The following is a 16,831-nucleotide window of genomic DNA, read 5'->3' as shown; positions in this document are numbered from 1 at the left end:
TCCTTTCCGGCCGTTTCCAATCATTTAGCTCCATTATGAGGCTGCTTTTTGCGTCCCGTCAATGCAAATGAGCTTTTGTGTACATGGCTCACTTGGGTTACAATAGAAGGAGGCACACATAAAATTACACAGTTTGTATATACGGAGGAATGGACATGCTGTTCATCGACAACCAGGGCATACACGATCCAGCCATTAATCTTGCCATTGAGGAGTACGCGCTCAAGCATCTTCCGCTGGACGACAGCTATCTGCTGTTTTACATTAATCAGCCTTCTATTATTATAGGCAAGCATCAAAATACCATTGAAGAAATCAATGCCGAGTTTGTCAGAGATAACAATATTCAAGTCGTTCGTCGCCTGTCCGGCGGCGGTGCTGTATATCATGACCTCGGTAATTTAAATTTCAGCTTTATTACCAAGGATAACGGGGAGTCCTTTCATAATTTCCTCAAATTTACGCAACCCGTTATTGATGCTCTGCGCCAAATGGGAGTAGAAGCTGAAATGACAGGCCGCAACGATCTGCAGGTCGGAGAACGTAAAATTTCAGGAAACGCCCAATTTGCCACACGCGGACGGATGTTCAGCCACGGTACATTGATGTTTAACCTGAATCTGGACAATGTGGCTGCATCGTTGCATGCCAATCCCGAAAAATTCAAATCCAAAAGCACTAAATCCGTCCGCAGTCGCGTGGCTAACATCAGCGAACTGATGGACCGTGAGATGACCATAGAGCAATTTCGCGAGGAACTGCTGCGTTTCATATTCGGTGCAGAATTGGATCAGGTACCTCAATATAAGCTCACCGATACCGATTGGGCCAAAATCCATGAAATATCCAAAGAACGCTACCAATCGTGGGATTGGAACTACGGTCTATCCCCCGAGAGCAATATCAAGCACACACGTAAATTTCCGGTCGGCATTATTGATATCCGCATGGATCTTAAGGAAGGCTATGTCCGTGATATTAAAATCTATGGGGATTTCTTCGGCGTGGGTGACGTTGCTGATATTGAAAATATCCTGCGTGGCAAGCGCTATGATGAAGGTGAGGTACGTCAAGCCTTATCCTCTCTCGATTTGAAGCACTATTTTGGTAATATTGAGCTGGACGATTTTGTTGGACTTGTATTTTTGGAAGACTAACCGTTACTTTTTCCCATCGTTTCAAGCCAACACTTCAGTGGTTATAAGGGGACAGGCTCTTATAGGGGCCGTCCCCTTTTCATTGCGATATTGTCATTTTGAATATTATAAGATACAATTTTAACATTGCCCCATGATAGAGATAAAGGAGAGAATACCGATATGTATAAATTAATTGCCATTGATATTGATGATACACTCATTAACGACCAGAAAGAAGTTACACCGGCGACACAACAGGCATTAGAAGCTGCTGTAGCGAAAGGTGTGGTGGTTACCCTCGCTACTGGACGAGCTTATGCCTCCGCACACAAAATTGCTCGACAAACTGGTTTGAACGTGCCAATCATTACGTACCAAGGAGCTTTGGTTAAAAACCTGCTGGACGAAAACGTGCTGTATGAGCGTTATGTTCCACTCGTGGCTGCACGTCGCCTGTATGAATTCTGCGTAGAACGCAATCTGCATCTGCAAACGTATATAGATGACAAATTGTACACACGTGAAGATAATCAGAAAATCAAAGATTACACAGAACTGAACAACACGGAATATTTTGTAGAGCCTGTATTCAGTAAAGTTATAGAGCAGCCGGCTCCTAAACTGCTGATCATCGACGAGCCGGAAGTGTTGGATGAATTAATTCCTGAACTTCGCGAACTGCTTGGCAATGAGGTTCACATTACAAAATCCAAGCCTCATTTTCTGGAAATTATGCATCATGAAGGCACCAAGGGCCATGCGCTTACCTTCCTTGCAAACCATTTTGGCTGTGAACTGTCGGAAACGATTGCTATCGGCGACTCTTGGAACGACCATGAAATGCTTGAATGTGCTGGTCTCGGCATAGCGATGGAGAATGCCATTCCTGATTTGAAAAAGCTGGCTGATTACATCACTCGTAGCAATAACGAAGACGGTGTTAAGCACGCCATCGACAAATTCGTACTCAATGTTGAATAAGCAAAAAGTGCCTGCTCCCATAATACTTAAATAAAGTAATACAACAACAAAGCCTCCAAACGTCGCATGATCAGTAACATACGACAGTTTGGAGGCCTTTTCTGTCAGATCATATAATAACCTGACCGCTATAAAATATCAGGCAGCAGAACGTACCTTGCGCCTGTTCACCAGACGGATAATTCCATTGTTCATAAGGATTAGTCCGGTCACAATGAGCAGCACCCCAGCCAGCATCCACCAGCTTACATGCTCTCCATACAACAACGCTCCCAAGCCCACCGCAATCGGCGGTGATATATACAGCCACGTCGTCGGAAACAGGGGATTTGTACGCTCCATGAGCCAGTAGAACAGTGTATGTGCAATCATTGAACCAAACAGGATCAGATAAAGTAAAGACCCCATGGCAGGAAGGTACTGCCACCCCTCAGAACTCCACGGTTCCGTGATCGCAGACAGTAACAGCAGCATCCATCCCCCATGGATCATTTGCGCCGCATTCAGGGCAATTGGGTTCGTTTCACGAAATACATCCATCACTCGCTTGGAATAAAGAGCTCCCCCGGAATAACACAGCTCCCCCAGCAAAATGACAAGGCATCCCGCCAGCCACAGACCACTGATCTGAACCGCCAATCCGGGCAGCACAACCAGTACCACACCAAGAAAGCTGATCATGCAGCCAACGACCGTAATCCGTGACGTTTTTTGCCGTAGCAGTACAGATTGCAAAATGACGATCATCATCGGCCCGGTAGCTGACAAAATAGCTCCGATCCCCGAGCTGACATATTGCTCTGCCCAATACAAGGCTGAAAATGTACCGAAGGTCGTTCCTGCTCCAATCAGCAACATTTCCTTACGCCATAATAACGACCATCGTACTTTTCCGGTCAGCTTCATAGCAATGAACAATATCGCCCCTGCCGCGAAAAAACGTACACCTGCCGATAGGAATGGTGGAAGTCCGGCTTCCACTCCCACTTTTATGGCCAAAAACGTTGTGCCAAAAATAAGACACATTACTGTAAACGCGATACCTATCATGATACGTCCCTCTCCCTTCAGTTGCTTTTAAGCATACAGGGGGACGAACAGAACAGATGTATAACTACAGAACAGTTGTATACGTTTTTAAAGTGCTATATAGTACAATACACAGAAAGGAGCGTGGACAGCATGGGTAAGAACAACAGCGAACTACTCTTTCCAGCCGATCATGCCTTAAAGCTGTATGAGCAGGTTATCCATTATGTAACTGTGCGGATTGATCGCGGGGATTGGCAAACAGACATGAAGCTGCCGTCCGTACGAAGCTTGGCTCAGGAGCTGGGTGTACATCGGCTAACTGTTTTCCGGGCATATCAGGAGTTGAAGCAACGGGGACTGGTCTATGTAAAAGACAAATCAGGATATTACGTTCATGCTTCCCAAGCGACTGGGCATGCAAAATATGCTGGCTACTCGGGACATTCGTCCATTGACCTCACGATTCACTCCGAATCTGCCCATGCGGCAGATGATCCGTCAGTTTCAGCCTGGAGAGGAATGGATGGACTTAGCCGCGTTCAATCGGTAAATGCGAATTTCCAGTTTTCCAAAGCGCTGATTGACCCCTCTCTCCTGCCCAACCGATTTTGGGGAGAGCTGATGATACAGGTATTTGAAAAGCATCCGAAAGTAGCGGCCACCTATTCCGCTGTACAGGGCGATGCCGAGCTTCGGGAGGCCATGGCGCAGCATTTTAGCGTGGATAAGCATTTTGCTTTATCACCGGATGAAGTGCTGATTACCTCCGGAGCACAGCAAGCCATTGATTTAATTGCCCGATCTCTGCTCCGTACAGGAGACCGTGTATTAATCGAACGCCCTGCCTATGGCCCCGCTATGGAAATATTCCGTAGACTAGGCGCACGTCTGACTATGACTGATATTCGACCAGAAGGTTATGATATGGACCAGATTGAGTGGTGCATGAAAACGGAAAAACCACGCCTCTTTTATATGAATCCAACATTCCACAACCCGACGGGCTTTACGGTCCCCGATGAGCAGCGCAAACGACTGCCTGAACTAGCCGAGCGCTATGGCTGCCTTATTGTTGAGGATGACAGCACCTATGACATTAGCTTTGGGCAAAAGCCCCCTTCTCCGATTTTCGCCTATGATGTTTCGGGAAGCGTCGTCTACATTCGAAGTTACAGTAAATATGTCGCACCCGGTCTACGAATCGCAGCCGTGACCTGCCGACCACAGCTCATGAACAGCCTGCTGAACGTCAAAGCGTTAGTGGACAATGGATCGCCACTGCTGAATCAAAAGCTGTTTTTAGAATACTTTCAATCTCCACGTATGCAGCAGCATATTAAAAAGCTATGTATCGCGCTCCAGATTCGTAAGGAAACGATGGAAGACAGTCTCCGCGATTCCGGTTGGACGTGGACCAGCCCGGCAGGGGGACTCAACCTGTGGCTCCAGCTGCCTTCTACGTTGAAACCTAATGAATTACTTGCCAAAGGTATACAAGAGTCCGTATCCTTTGTCACCGGCAATGTGTTTGATCCCATCGGCGCAGAGGGTAAAACGCATATACGGCTGTCTTATTCATACGCCAACGAGCTACAAATCAAAGAAGGAATCTCCACACTTCTACGTATCAGTCAAACGATGTAAAGGCTATTCTAACGGCAAACTCATGCCGGTGTGTGCCAAGCTAATCCCTTCCAGAAGCCCATAGTTGCGTGTGACATCCACATCATGGGACATATGTGTAAACACTGTGCTTTCGGGTTTAAGCCTTCCTATAAGCTCCTGAGCCTCCAGCATGTCATATACGGAACGGGTGGCATACTCGGCCTCCTCATGATAAAAACTCGTTCCCAGGACGAGCAAATTCAGATTGTGCAAGGGCAGAATTTCCGCCTCATTCAATCCAATCGAATCCGAACAGTAAGCCCACGAGAAGCCGTCCTTTTCCAGACGATAAGCGTAGGCATATCCGTTCTTCCCGTGATTCACACGCCATCCCCGGATATTCCATCCGCCAAGTTGGGCTCCCTGGTCTACTGGAATAAGATCCAAGTTTCCAGAGAGCCAGGAAAATTGACACAAGATCGTGTCAATCACTTCCTGTGGCGCGTACAAGCGACCTCTGTTCCCAGTCCAGCGACAGGCATCTGCCCATTCTGGTAATCCTCCAATATGGTCAAAATGTGCATGTGTCACAAGGATCGTAGGGATATAACGCAGACCGCGCAATTCTAGCTGTCTGCGCCAGTCCGGGCCACAATCAATCATAAAGTCCTCCGTCGCGCTTTCGATCAGCACAGACGATCTCAATCTTACATTCGCCCCTGTCGTGCGAGCTTCTGTGCATACGAGACAATCACAATATACACGCGGAACCCCCATTGCATCCCCCGTGCCAAGAAAAATAAGCCGATTCATGGTTTAACTCCTATCTATATGGGTCTTTTTACTACTATTATAACGAACAGACCGATTCTACGTAAATCATCTGCGTAAATCCTTCCAGCGTCCAACGCCAAAAGGAGCATGCCCAAAGCCGTGAAATCCGGCTAGACATCCCCTCATGCATGATCGTATTTATTTTTAGATGATGATAGGCATTGGATCTTCCTTCAGGCGGTTTTCCACCATCCAGCTGGACTGGTCATTATAGAGATAGGCTCGATGCACCAACACTCGCACCTGCTGACCAGGTTCCAGCGTAGACTTCTCCAGTGAGCGGTATGTCATGAGACGATGATCCCCGACCTGTACTTCAACCATCCACTCACTTCCACGAAAATGCAAATGCTTCACTATGCCTTCCTCGGTCGCCGACAGAAGCGTAAATTCCTCGCTTGGCCCGACATCAATATACTCCGGACGGATCAAGGCACGTGTTCCCACTCCAGCAGCTTCTTCGAAGCCTCTAAGACTGCCTGCCTGTTCAATCACTGTAGATTCCCCAATAAAGGAAGCCACGAACGGGGTACCCGGTTTTTTATAAATATCCCAAGGCGTTCCTTTCTGCTCCAGTCGTCCCTGATTAATCACCATAATTTCATCCGCTACTTCAATCGCCTCATCCTGATCATGGGTGACAAAAATTGAAGTAATGCCCACCCGCTCAATCAACTCTCGCAGCCAGGTGCGCAGCTCCTGACGAATCTTGGCATCAATAGCCGCAAAAGGCTCATCCAGCAGCAACAGTTGAGGCTCTGGTGCCAAAGCACGCGCAAAAGCAACCCGCTGTCGTTGTCCACCTGACAACTGATGCGGATAACGATGCTCAAAACCTTTGAGCCCCGTTAGTTCGACCAACTCTGTGACCCGTTCCTTGATGCGGGTTTTGGAGCTTTTTTTCACTTTCAGGCCAAAGGCAATATTGTCGTAGACGCTCATGTGCTTGAACAAAGCATAGTTTTGAAATACAAATCCGATTCCACGTTCCTGCGGGGACAGCTCGTTTACCCTTTTTCCATGAAAATGAATTTCTCCCGCATCCGGTTGCTCCAGACCCGCCAAAATGCGAAGAATGGAAGTTTTCCCCCCACCACTTGGACCGAGTAAGCCAATAAGATGGCCCGCCTGAATATCAAAAGATACGTCCTTTACTGCATGAAAATTACCGAAATGCTTGTTTAATCCTCTTACTTCCACATGCATATTCGTACACTTCCTTTCCGCTTCTGGACCTGTTCAGGCACAGCAGCAGCCTTGCTTACCGCAAAGCACGTACCTCATTTGAAACATTTAATTATTCCAATGCATATACTTTGTTTTTTCTTATGTGATACTTTATCAAAGGAAAGTAATTTTCGTCAACTCTATATATTATCTTAGGAATTAAAAGGGTAAAGTATTAAGAAGAAAGGAGATGGAGTCATTGCTGCATACTTTAGAATTATCCACTACACGGCGAGATGAAATGCGCGATATTACACGAGAGGTTGCTTCATTGATCGAAAAAAGCGGGGTACAACAAGGAACCGCACTTGTTTATTGTCCACACACGACAGCCGGCATCGCCATTAATGAAAATGCAGACCCAGATGTCAAACATGATGTGATGTTAAGACTAGATGAAGTTTATCCGTGGGAGCATCCCCAATATCGCCATATGGAGGGAAATACAGCGTCCCACTTAAAATCCATTACGACAGGCCCCTCACAAACAATCATCATCCATGATGGAAAGCTGTTGCTCGGACGATGGCAGGGACTTTATTTTTGTGAATTCGACGGACCACGCAGACGCCAATACCATGTAAAGATCATGGAGGGCTAAAGGACCGGGTAAAAAAAACAGACCATGATGTTTTCCTACTGGATGCATCATCGTCTGTTAAATCCTTAGTCGCTTTCGCAAAGTACCGTAATGATAAGTTACCGTCATGAAGTGCATACACCCAGAAAAGCGCCCTACATGTTCATGGCTGAAGCGTGTGAATGCAGGTACGCTCATAGGTGTCTGCACAGCAGCTTTACATGTGCTAAAGCAGCGGGCCTAATTTCTTCAAATGTTAAACCGTCCTGAATATAAAAGGATACAAAGCCATGCATGGATAAAAACAGGCTTTTCGGTACCCTTGAGCAATCTTCCTCCGAGTGCCCCTGACCACTCAATTCTTGACGGATCATAGACGCAAATAGTTCCACACAACGATTTTGCTCTGTGCGACAGTATGCAAATAGTTCTTCATCGTGCATCATAAACATAATTTCGTACTGATATGGATTTTCCAAACCAAAACGGATAAATTCCAGCATCAAGTACTCCAGTCTGCTCAAGCCATCATCAGACGTACCTGTTGCTGCTTGCAGTAGAATCCCACGCAATGTATTAAAATCTTCAATCACAATGGCATAGAACAGTTCAGCCTTCTCTTTAAAATGATAATATAACGAACCATGACTGTAACCCAGATGCTGGCCAATGCTGCGCATTGAAATCGCACGGTAGCCCTTGGTAATAAACAAGTGCCTGGCCGCTTCCAGAATCCGCCCTCTTGACAACTCCTGTTCTACTGCTCTTCTAGCCATATTATTTATTCCCCTTCAATAAAGTAAAGCTGCTCTCCCTCCGACACAAGCGATTGCCCCTGCGTCAAGTCTGTTATCCAGTTGCTGAAGGATTCCGCATCACCAGCCAGCGGCAGACAGGTTAAGGTAACTTTATCCGTAAACATTGTTTCTCCAGTGCGGATGCTGCGATTGCGTAATTCATTTTCCACTTTGCCCAACCAGGTATAATCCAATTCTACAAAAACTTCGCGATGCAGCACACGCGTAATTGCATCCCCTGCCTCGATTGCTGCAACAGCACCATCTGAATATGCGCGAATCAGACCGCCTGCTCCCAGCAAAATCCCACCAAAGTAACGGGTAACAACAATAGCGACATTTTTCAGCTTCTGGTTGCGGATCACCTCCAAAATAGGCTTTCCAGCCGTACCACTCGGTTCTCCGTCATCCGATTGCTTTTGGATTTCGTCTCTTTCCCCAATCATGTAAGCAGAACAATTATGGGTAGCGTTCCAATGCTCTTTTTTGATACGTTCTATGAAAGCAGTTGCTTCTTCCTCAGTTTGAACAGGCTGAATATGACCGATAAAACGGGATTTTCGGATCACAATTTCCTTGTTGCCGGCACCGCGTACGGTTCGGTATTGTTCCAACATACACGTATAACCTTCCTTACTTCATTTTACAAGAAAGCAGTCCCCCGCTTCTGGCAGCTGGTGAACTGCTTTCCTGTACTTTAATTGATGCTATACACTATAACACTTCTGACCGAAATCCTGTTTCGCATCAGAGATTACAGCACTCTTATTCAGACAATCTCGCTTCAAGCTCAGCTTTTTCTTTTTCGAAGCCTGGTTTGCCAAGCAGCGCAAACATGTTCTTCTTGTAAGCTTCTACGCCCGGTTGATCGAACGGATTTACGCCCAACAGGTAGCCGCTAATGCCGCAAGCTTTTTCGAAGAAATAAGCAAGATAGCCGAAAGAGTAAGGGCTCAAGTCAGGAATATTTACAATCAGGTTCGGTACTTGTCCGTCTGTGTGAGCCAGCAATGTACCTTGGAATGCTTTTTTGTTTACAAAATCCACAGTTTTGCCTGCCAGGAAATTCAGTCCGTCCAGATCATCCTCATCTGCTTCGATGGTGATGTGACTAGGTACATTTTCAACTTGGATTACCGTTTCGAAAATGTTGCGGCTGCCTTCCTGAATGAATTGTCCCATGGAGTGCAGGTCTGTCGAGAAATCAACAGAAGCAGGATAAATGCCTTTGTAATCCTTGCCTTCGCTTTCTCCGTACAACTGTTTCCACCACTCGGATACAAAATGAAGAGACGGCTCATAGTTTACGAGAATTTCAATTGCTTTACCTTTGCGGTACAAAGCGTTACGAACAGCTGCATATTGATAAGCCTCGTTCTCAGCTACATTCGGGTTGCTGTACTCTTTGGAAGCGTCTGCCGCCCCCTGCATCATTTCCTCGATGTTAATGCCTGCAGTAGCAATCGGCAACAAGCCTACTGCTGTCAGCACGGAGTAACGACCACCCACATCATCAGGAATAATGAAGGATTCGTATCCTTCCTCGTTAGCCAGTTTTTTCAAAGCGCCACGTTCTTTATCCGTCGTTGCATAAATACGCTTGCGTGCTTCTTCTTTACCGTATTTTTTCTCCAGAGCTGCACGGAATACGCGGAATGCGATAGCTGGCTCTGTTGTCGTACCTGATTTAGAAATGACGTTCACTGAGAAGTCTTTTCCTTCAATCAGTTCCAACAGATGATTTACATATGTAGAGCTGATGTTGTTGCCTGCAAAATAGATAGCTGGACCCTTGCGTTGATCTTTAGGCAGCGCATTGTAGAAAGAATGCGACAGCATTTCGATAGCAGCACGTGCTCCAAGGTAGGAACCGCCGATACCGATTACGATCAGTACCTCGGAATCGCTTTGAATTTTAGCAGCAGCCTTTTGGATGCGCGCAAACTCTTCTTTATCATAATTAGTAGGCAGGTCAATCCAACCCAAGAAATCGGAACCTACACCGGTTTGGTTGTGCAGTTGTTCATGAGCCAACTTGATAGGCTCTGCAAAATAATCAATTTCGTGCTGACCTACAAAGGAGAGTGCTTTAGTGTAATCAAAAATAACTTTTTTAGACATGTTTGGAACCTCCTGTTTGGTATTACTAAGACCATGAATACGAACATAAGGACTTAGGAATAGGATACTTTAATTTGCTGGGCCTGACAAGCTTGCGTTACCTGTGTATCCCGTGCTTGACAGCCCTTCTTGTAGATAGGGTAGCATGCCCATGCTACAATTAACTGAGATCAACCTGTTTCAATATTCAATTCAAGCCGAACTCGCATCTGCATCGGACGGCAACTTCCAACAAGAAAGGTGATTAGCAATGAAAAACATCGGATTTATCGGACTGGGCACCATGGGCGCCCCGATGGCATCCAATCTGCTAAAGCAGGGATTCGGAGTCACAGTTTATAATCGTACCGCTTCTCGCTGTGAACCACTGGCAGAGCAAGGCGCACGTACAGCTTCAACTCCTCGTGAAGCAGCTGAAGGTCAGCACTTGGTCATTACCATGGTCAGCGATGATCATTCCATTCGTGACATCTATTACGGCGAAGACGGCGTGTTTGCCGGTCTTACGGCTGGCATGACTGTGATGGACAACAGCACGATTTCACCTGATCTGGTCAAACAACTGGCCGCCGAAGCGGACAAGCTGGGCTGCTCCTTCATTGATGCTCCCGTAACAGGCAGTAAGCCTGCCGCTGTAGACGGCACACTCGTGTTCATGGTTGGCGGTAATGCAGAAGCCATTGCGGCACAATCAGATGTTTTTGATACGTTGGGCAAAAAGGTACTTCATATGGGACCTAATGGCAGCGGAGCCGTAGCCAAGCTCGCTCATAATACGATGGTTGGTATTCATAACCTCGCTCTGGCTGAAGGCTTTGCTATCGCGGCTAAATCCGGCATCCCGGCAGACAGCTTCCTTGAATTGGTGCAACTCGGATCGGCAGGCAGCAAGGCCGCTGACCTGAAAGGGCGCAAAATCATTGAACATGATTTTAGCAACCAGTTCTCACTTGCCTTGATGCTTAAGGACTTGAAGCTTGCTTCTTCACTAACAGACAGCCTGTCCATCCCTGCACCTATGTTATCCATTGCCAAAAGCCTGTTTCAAGCCGGGCAAACGCAAGGCTACGGCGACGAGGATCTATCCGCTGTCGTGAAGACATACGAAGCATGGATTGGCCGCACCATTGGTGGTCAACCTCTCGAATAAGCTGTACCTTTCTTTGTAACCATACGGCTGTGCTTGTGTACATATGGCATAGCTTTAGGGTAAGCACACTTGGCTTGAAAGCTGAGTGTGCTTACCCGTTTTAGCTTATTATTCGGGATAAGAACAGCAATAATCAGTTACACTTCGTACTTCCAGCTTGAATGAAGACTTTGCAGGTACGTGAAAGGTTGACGTCCCTTGTATTTCCAGCCATTCCTCAGTACCTGGAAGCAACACTCTCAAATCCCCTGCCAAAATCTCCATGATCTCACGGGAATCCGTGCCGAACTCATACGTTCCTGGCAGCATAATACCCAGTGTAACCTTACTGCCGTCATCCAGGATGACTGTACGGCTTGTAACCTGACCATCGTAATAAACATTTGCTTTTTTAACTACGCTTACTCCATCGAACTGTGTCATTCGTTATCCCCTCATCTGCTCTCAATGGTTGAATGAATATTGTGCATCATAACATAGATTTGATTCCAGCTTCAGTATGAAAATACACACTGTATCACCGTATGCTATACACTGGAATTCAATAGTGATTTTTTTACAAAACATCAACTGTATGAAACAAACAGCCGTAAGCCTTTCTCAGGTTACGACTGTCTGTTTTAGATGCTAGGTGTTTTATTTCAACAAAGCTTTCACACGACTAACAACATTCTCTACCGTAAAGCCGTATTCCTTAATCACGCGGTCGCCAGGTGCGGATGCGCCGAATGTGCTGATACCGAGAATGTCGCCTTGGTCGCCAACATATTTTTCCCAGCCCAGTGGATACGCCATTTCTACAGCCAAACGAGCTTTCACTTCTGGCAGCAGAACGGAATCTTTGTATGCTTTGTCTTGTTTTTCGAACAGATCCCAGCTTGGGAAGCTGATAACACGTACTTGGATACCTTGTTCTGCCAGTGCTTCCTGAGCTTTAACAGCCAATTGTACTTCGGAGCCTGTAGCCAGAATTTGAGCAACCGGTTTGCCGTCTGCTGCATCTGCAACCACATAAGCACCGCGTTTGATACCTTCGCGTGCATGCTCAGCACTAGCAGCCAGGATTGGCAGGTTTTGACGAGTCAATACCAGAGCAACCGGGTTTTTCTTGTTTTCCAGCGTGTAAGCCCAAGCAGCAGAAGTTTCGTTACCGTCCGCCGGACGAATTACTGTCAGGTTCGGGATAATACGCAGGGAAGCCAATTGTTCGATCGGCTCATGAGTCGGACCATCTTCACCCACAGCAATACTGTCGTGAGTCAAAACGTAGGTTACAGGCAATCCCATCAGAGCTGCCAGACGAACGGCTGGACGCAGATAGTCTGTAAATACGAAGAATGTACCGCCGAATACTTTTACACCTTGGTGCAACGCCATACCGTTCATCGCAGCAGCCATACCAAATTCGCGGATACCGAAATAGATGTTACGGCCGGCGTAGTCTTCTGGCGTAAAGTTCGTCAGGTTGTTCAAATGTGTCATCGTGGAGCTCTCCAGATCGGCAGATCCGCCTGTCAGGAAAGGTACGTTTGGAGCCAATCCGTTCAGAGCATTACCAGATGCTACACGAGTCGAAACGGCTTTGTCTCCAGTCGTGTATTTCGGAAGATCACGATCCCATCCTTCTGGAAGATCGCCGTTTACAGCTGTTTCGAACTGCGCTGCCAAATCAGGGTGAGCAGCTTTGTATTTCGCGAACTGTTCATCCCATGCTTTGTTCGCCGCGATACCGCGCTCTTTTACTTTAGCAAATTGCTCGCGAACCTCTTGTGGTACGTGGAAGTCCTCTTCGTATACCCATTTGTAGAAATCTTTAGTCAGCTTGGCTTCTTCTGATCCCAGCGGGGAACCATGAGTACCACCGTGTCCGCCTTTACCTTGTTTGTTCGGGCTTCCGTAGCCGATGACTGTTTTCACTTCAATCAGCGTAGGGCGTGTCGAGTCGCCTTGCGCTTCTTCAATGGCTTTTTGGATGGCTGGAAGGTCGTTACCATCTTCTACGCGCAGTACTTGCCAGTTGTAAGCTTCAAAGCGTTTGGCAACACTTTCGGAAGAGGACAGGTTAAGCTTGCCGTCCAGTGTAATATCATTGGAATCAAACAATACAATCAGCTTACCCAGTTGTAAGCGACCAGCCAGCGAAGCAGCCTCGTGGGAAATACCTTCCATCAGATCGCCATCGCCGCAGATCGCATATGTGAAGTGATCTACAACTTTAAATTCGTCTTTATTATATGTTGCACCCAGTTGAGCTTCAGCCATTGCCATACCTACGGACATTGCGAGACCTTGTCCCAGAGGTCCAGTTGTAGCATCTACACCAGCAGTGTGCCCAAACTCAGGGTGTCCCGGTGTAAGGCTGCCCCATTGACGGAATTGTTTCAGTTCTTCCATAGGAAGATCATAGCCGCTCAGGTGCAGAAGGCTGTATAGCAACATGGAACCGTGTCCTGCGGACAATACAAAACGGTCACGGTTAACCCATGTAGGTTGATCGGGATTATGATTCATCGTTTTAGCAAAAAGTTGGTATCCCATTGGCGCGGAGCCCATCGGCATCCCAGGATGTCCCGAGTTTGCTTTCTCGATGGCGTCAATTGCCAACGTACGAATAGTTGTGATGGACAAATTGTCGATCGTGGAGTTTTCATCCTTTTGAATCGCTTGGTTCTGGTCAGTCATGGTTTGCCTCCTCATATTGTATAAAGTATGTCAATTGCATTCGGTCATACTCTCCAACATCACCGTCCGATATAGAAACGATGTCTATTGAAGTGAGTGAATCTGCTTGAATGTTTCAATATGACTTATACATTCTTAAGTATTGTACCATCTGCCGTGAAAGTTTGCCAGATCGTTTATAAAGATGATTGTGGAAATGTAGTACCGAGTCCTCATATAAATATACCCGTAATGTATTAACCTCATTTAAAAAATTATAAAATCACAAAAAAATATTATGTACTGACTGTTTATTAAGGCGAGTAACTCACATGAGGATTTTGCAAAATCCTTACATAAAAAAACAAAGCCCGTTATACAGCGGGCTTTGTTCAACAAAAAATATATACTCACAAATTTTTTCTAAAATTTTAAGATTAGTTAAAAACGACCGTTTTGTTCTCATGAACCAGAATACGATCCTCTGCATGCCACTTCACGGCTCTTGCCAAAACGACCCGCTCTATGGTGCGACCGATCCGTTTTAGCTCATTTACATCATCTCCGTGGCTTACACGCTGCACGTCCTGCTCAATGATCGGTCCGCCGTCCAATTCTTCAGTTACATAATGCGCAGTAGCACCAATAATTTTCACACCGCGATTATAGGCTTGGGCATATGGCTTCCCACCCACGAATGCCGGCAGAAAGGAATGATGGATATTGATAATCCGGTTGCGATAATGCTCAATAAACTTGGGAGAAATAATCTGCATGTAACGGGCCAAAATGATAACGTCAATGTCTTCGCCAATGACCTCTAGTTGGCGGCGCTCCGCCTCCGGTTTGGTATCGGCGGTCACTGGAATATGGTGATATGGGATGCCAAACGATTCCACATACTCCTTCATATCCGGATGATTACTAACCACCAATGAAATATCCGCGTCCAGATCCCCTGCCTGCCATTGCCACAGCAGTTCTACCAAACAGTGATCTTCTTTGGAAACGAAAATAGCCAGTTTTTTCTTGCGGCTAACCGCAGAAATCGTCCACTCCATACGGAATTGCTCAGCAACAGCGGCAAAATCCTGCTCCAACTGTGGCTGGGTTGCACTCAAATTCGGCAGATCAAATTCAATCCGCATAAAAAACATACCGCCGGACGGGTCCATTGTATATTGATCAGATTGAACGATATTGGCCCCATGCTCGTACAAAAAACGGGACACGGCCGCTACAATACCTGGTCCGTCTGGACAAGATACAAGCATACGCGCGCGGTTTTCATGGGCAGACAGAGTGCTATTTGGCTGATGTTTTACGTGAATTTCCATGTGGCTATTAATCCCCCTTAGCTTATACCGTCACTGGCAAATGACTGCCGGCAAACCAGGCAATCAACCGTTGATTAATGTGTTCTTCGCTCAAATCTGGAAATAGTGCTGCTTCCGTTATCATGTCATACAGACGCTCCAACGGCTCACGTGGATCGGCTTTTCTTGCTTTGGCATCATTTTTTAGCAGAGCCCAGGTGTCCAGCACAAATTTACGGACATCCACATCCTGTTTTTTGAAAAACGAATGCAATTGCTCTACCTGACCCACAAACTCATCCCCAAAGCGCTCCTTTACATTTCCGCGAAGCAAGGCAATTTCAACCTCATACATCGGACGCTGAGTTTTGGCTTCCTTGCCAATCCATGGCGTCTCCAAAATAAACGGACGCCCTTGAAGTGCTTCATGATGCACCACATTATGAATGGTCTGATAGCCAATCCAGCCTGATCCGATAGGAGTATGTCTGTCTTTATGAGCGCCAACTGGATTTTTACTATCATTGATGTGAACAACTGCGATGCGATTCAAGCCGACAATACGGTCGAATTGCTCCAATACACCGTCCAGATCATTTACGATATCATAACCCGCATCGTGAATGTGACAGGTGTCCATACAAACCGTAAGACGCTCGTTATGCTCTACTTTATCTATAATGGAGGCAATCTCCTCAAAGCTACGACCCATTTCCGTTCCTTTGCCTGCCATCGTTTCAAGCGCAATGTTAACATCTGTCTCCTTCACGCCGTTTAGTACCTCGTTCAAACCATCAGCAATACGCCCGATTCCGTATTCTGCATCCTTATCGGTAAAAGCGCCTGGATGCAGCACGATATTTTTCACACCAATCGCGTGTGTGCGTCGAATTTCCTCCTGAAGAAAGCTGACTGCAAGCTCATAGGTATTTTCTTTGTAAGAGCCAAGGTTGATGATATACGGGGCATGCACCACGATATCTTCCATTCCCTTCTCAGCCATTAACTGCTTGCCTTCCTCCAAATACATGGACTCCATCGGCTTACGACGCGTGTTTTGCGGTGCTCCCGTGTATATCATAAAGGAGCTGGACCCGTAAGAAGACGCTTCTTTTGTAGCGCTGAGCAGACCTTTGTCCGAGAAGGACACATGAGAACCAATTTTCAGCATGATCCTGATTCATCCCCTTATCCTGTTATGCTTGTCTTATTTTAATTTAATCATTTTAACGTGATTATTGAAATCAAACAACATAGCTTTTATGGCAGCTTTCTTAAATGACTCTATTAAGGGAACACGTAGATAAAGTACACATCAGAATTTATGTTAGTCAAACGAGGGTAAATAAAATCATGGATTGACATCCTTAACCGTATAAAGGTACATT

15 protein-coding genes are annotated in these 16,831 nt (G+C 46.3%); 5 read left to right on the top strand and 10 right to left on the bottom strand.

Going from position 1 to position 16,831, the window contains the following annotated elements; all coding sequences use genetic code 11:
- The first annotated feature begins 155 nt into the window (after window positions 1-155).
- Window positions 156-1,157 (top strand): lipoate--protein ligase, encoded by a 1,002-nt coding sequence (locus NSQ58_RS20690; protein ID WP_053324908.1) that lies wholly within the window; start codon window positions 156-158, stop codon window positions 1,155-1,157.
- Between the two features lie 162 nt (window positions 1,158-1,319).
- Window positions 1,320-2,120, top strand: coding sequence for a Cof-type HAD-IIB family hydrolase (locus NSQ58_RS20685; RefSeq protein WP_023987642.1), 801 nt, complete (start codon window positions 1,320-1,322; stop codon window positions 2,118-2,120).
- Between the two features lie 138 nt (window positions 2,121-2,258).
- Here NSQ58_RS20685 and NSQ58_RS20680 read toward each other — a convergent pair whose 3' ends face one another.
- Window positions 2,259-3,170, bottom strand: coding sequence for a DMT family transporter (locus NSQ58_RS20680; protein WP_013309297.1), 912 nt, complete (start codon window positions 3,168-3,170; stop codon window positions 2,259-2,261).
- A gap of 132 nt (window positions 3,171-3,302) precedes the next feature.
- On the opposite strand from NSQ58_RS20680, the gene NSQ58_RS20675 reads away from it, so the two are divergent.
- Window positions 3,303-4,796 (top strand): aminotransferase-like domain-containing protein, encoded by a 1,494-nt coding sequence (locus tag NSQ58_RS20675; protein WP_339201654.1) that lies wholly within the window; start codon window positions 3,303-3,305, stop codon window positions 4,794-4,796.
- Between the two features lie 3 nt (window positions 4,797-4,799).
- On the opposite strand, the gene NSQ58_RS20670 is transcribed toward NSQ58_RS20675, so the two are convergent.
- Window positions 4,800-5,570, bottom strand: coding sequence for an MBL fold metallo-hydrolase (locus NSQ58_RS20670; protein ID WP_339201653.1), 771 nt, complete (start codon window positions 5,568-5,570; stop codon window positions 4,800-4,802).
- Between the two features lie 165 nt (window positions 5,571-5,735).
- Entirely contained in the window at window positions 5,736-6,797 is a 1,062-nt protein-coding gene (locus NSQ58_RS20665) for a sulfate/molybdate ABC transporter ATP-binding protein (RefSeq protein WP_023987638.1), read from the bottom strand.
- A 220-nt stretch (window positions 6,798-7,017) separates the two neighbouring features.
- Here NSQ58_RS20665 and NSQ58_RS20660 point away from each other — a divergent pair, with 220 nt between their 5' ends.
- Window positions 7,018-7,419 (top strand): secondary thiamine-phosphate synthase enzyme YjbQ, encoded by a 402-nt coding sequence (locus NSQ58_RS20660; RefSeq protein WP_023987637.1) that lies wholly within the window; start codon window positions 7,018-7,020, stop codon window positions 7,417-7,419.
- Window positions 7,420-7,592: 173 nt separating this feature from the next.
- Here the strand turns inward: NSQ58_RS20660 and NSQ58_RS20655 are convergent, their stop codons facing one another.
- From NSQ58_RS20655 to NSQ58_RS20645, 3 genes are all read right to left on the bottom strand, one after another.
- Entirely contained in the window at window positions 7,593-8,174 is a 582-nt protein-coding gene (locus tag NSQ58_RS20655; protein ID WP_023987636.1) for a TetR/AcrR family transcriptional regulator, read from the bottom strand.
- A 5-nt stretch (window positions 8,175-8,179) separates the two neighbouring features.
- The gene (locus tag NSQ58_RS20650) at window positions 8,180-8,812 is read right to left on the bottom strand and encodes a YigZ family protein (RefSeq protein ID WP_023987635.1); all 633 of its coding nucleotides are present in this window, start codon (window positions 8,810-8,812) and stop codon (window positions 8,180-8,182) included.
- A 148-nt stretch (window positions 8,813-8,960) separates the two neighbouring features.
- Entirely contained in the window at window positions 8,961-10,316 is a 1,356-nt protein-coding gene (locus NSQ58_RS20645; RefSeq protein ID WP_013369975.1) for a glucose-6-phosphate isomerase, read from the bottom strand.
- 250 nt (window positions 10,317-10,566) lie between these two features.
- Between NSQ58_RS20645 and NSQ58_RS20640 the strand changes: the two genes are divergently transcribed.
- On the top strand, window positions 10,567-11,466 hold the full coding sequence (locus NSQ58_RS20640) for an NAD(P)-dependent oxidoreductase (protein ID WP_071639971.1): 900 nt from the start codon (window positions 10,567-10,569) through the stop codon (window positions 11,464-11,466).
- A gap of 108 nt (window positions 11,467-11,574) precedes the next feature.
- Here the strand turns inward: NSQ58_RS20640 and ppnP are convergent, their stop codons facing one another.
- The 4 genes from ppnP to NSQ58_RS20620 form a co-directional block, all read right to left on the bottom strand.
- Window positions 11,575-11,889, bottom strand: a complete 315-nt coding sequence (gene ppnP / locus NSQ58_RS20635) for a pyrimidine/purine nucleoside phosphorylase (protein WP_341058124.1) — start codon at window positions 11,887-11,889, stop codon at window positions 11,575-11,577.
- A 213-nt stretch (window positions 11,890-12,102) separates the two neighbouring features.
- The gene (gene tkt, locus NSQ58_RS20630) at window positions 12,103-14,148 is read right to left on the bottom strand and encodes a transketolase (protein ID WP_028543021.1); all 2,046 of its coding nucleotides are present in this window, start codon (window positions 14,146-14,148) and stop codon (window positions 12,103-12,105) included.
- A 416-nt stretch (window positions 14,149-14,564) separates the two neighbouring features.
- Window positions 14,565-15,464, bottom strand: a complete 900-nt coding sequence (gene purU / locus NSQ58_RS20625; RefSeq protein WP_023987631.1) for a formyltetrahydrofolate deformylase — start codon at window positions 15,462-15,464, stop codon at window positions 14,565-14,567.
- Between the two features lie 22 nt (window positions 15,465-15,486).
- Window positions 15,487-16,614, bottom strand: coding sequence for a deoxyribonuclease IV (locus NSQ58_RS20620; RefSeq protein WP_023987630.1), 1,128 nt, complete (start codon window positions 16,612-16,614; stop codon window positions 15,487-15,489).
- Window positions 16,615-16,831 lie beyond the last annotated feature (217 nt).

The organism is Paenibacillus sp. FSL M7-0134 (assembly GCF_038007865.1).
Lineage (GTDB): Bacteria > Bacillota > Bacilli > Paenibacillales > Paenibacillaceae > Paenibacillus > Paenibacillus polymyxa_B.
Note: the sequence above shows the minus strand (reverse complement) of the source record. Positions and strands in the feature narration are given on the sequence as shown.

Excerpts from the sequence above, each read along its gene's own strand:
- NSQ58_RS20640 (WP_071639971.1), top strand. The coding sequence starts at position 10,567 with ATGAAAAACATCGGATTTATCGGACTGGGCACCATGGGCGCCCCGATG.
- NSQ58_RS20690 (WP_053324908.1), top strand. The coding sequence starts at position 156 with ATGCTGTTCATCGACAACCAGGGCATACACGATCCAGCCATTAATCTT.
- tkt (WP_028543021.1), bottom strand. The coding sequence starts at position 14,148 with ATGACTGACCAGAACCAAGCGATTCAAAAGGATGAAAACTCCACGATC.
- NSQ58_RS20665 (WP_023987638.1), bottom strand. The coding sequence starts at position 6,797 with ATGCATGTGGAAGTAAGAGGATTAAACAAGCATTTCGGTAATTTTCAT.
- NSQ58_RS20620 (WP_023987630.1), bottom strand. The coding sequence starts at position 16,614 with ATGCTGAAAATTGGTTCTCATGTGTCCTTCTCGGACAAAGGTCTGCTC.
- NSQ58_RS20670 (WP_339201653.1), bottom strand. The coding sequence starts at position 5,570 with ATGAATCGGCTTATTTTTCTTGGCACGGGGGATGCAATGGGGGTTCCG.
- NSQ58_RS20650 (WP_023987635.1), bottom strand. The coding sequence starts at position 8,812 with ATGTTGGAACAATACCGAACCGTACGCGGTGCCGGCAACAAGGAAATT.
- NSQ58_RS20645 (WP_013369975.1), bottom strand. The coding sequence starts at position 10,316 with ATGTCTAAAAAAGTTATTTTTGATTACACTAAAGCACTCTCCTTTGTA.
- NSQ58_RS20685 (WP_023987642.1), top strand. The coding sequence starts at position 1,320 with ATGTATAAATTAATTGCCATTGATATTGATGATACACTCATTAACGAC.
- ppnP (WP_341058124.1), bottom strand. The coding sequence starts at position 11,889 with ATGACACAGTTCGATGGAGTAAGCGTAGTTAAAAAAGCAAATGTTTAT.
- NSQ58_RS20680 (WP_013309297.1), bottom strand. The coding sequence starts at position 3,170 with ATGATAGGTATCGCGTTTACAGTAATGTGTCTTATTTTTGGCACAACG.
- purU (WP_023987631.1), bottom strand. The coding sequence starts at position 15,464 with ATGGAAATTCACGTAAAACATCAGCCAAATAGCACTCTGTCTGCCCAT.
- NSQ58_RS20675 (WP_339201654.1), top strand. The coding sequence starts at position 3,303 with ATGGGTAAGAACAACAGCGAACTACTCTTTCCAGCCGATCATGCCTTA.
- NSQ58_RS20655 (WP_023987636.1), bottom strand. The coding sequence starts at position 8,174 with ATGGCTAGAAGAGCAGTAGAACAGGAGTTGTCAAGAGGGCGGATTCTG.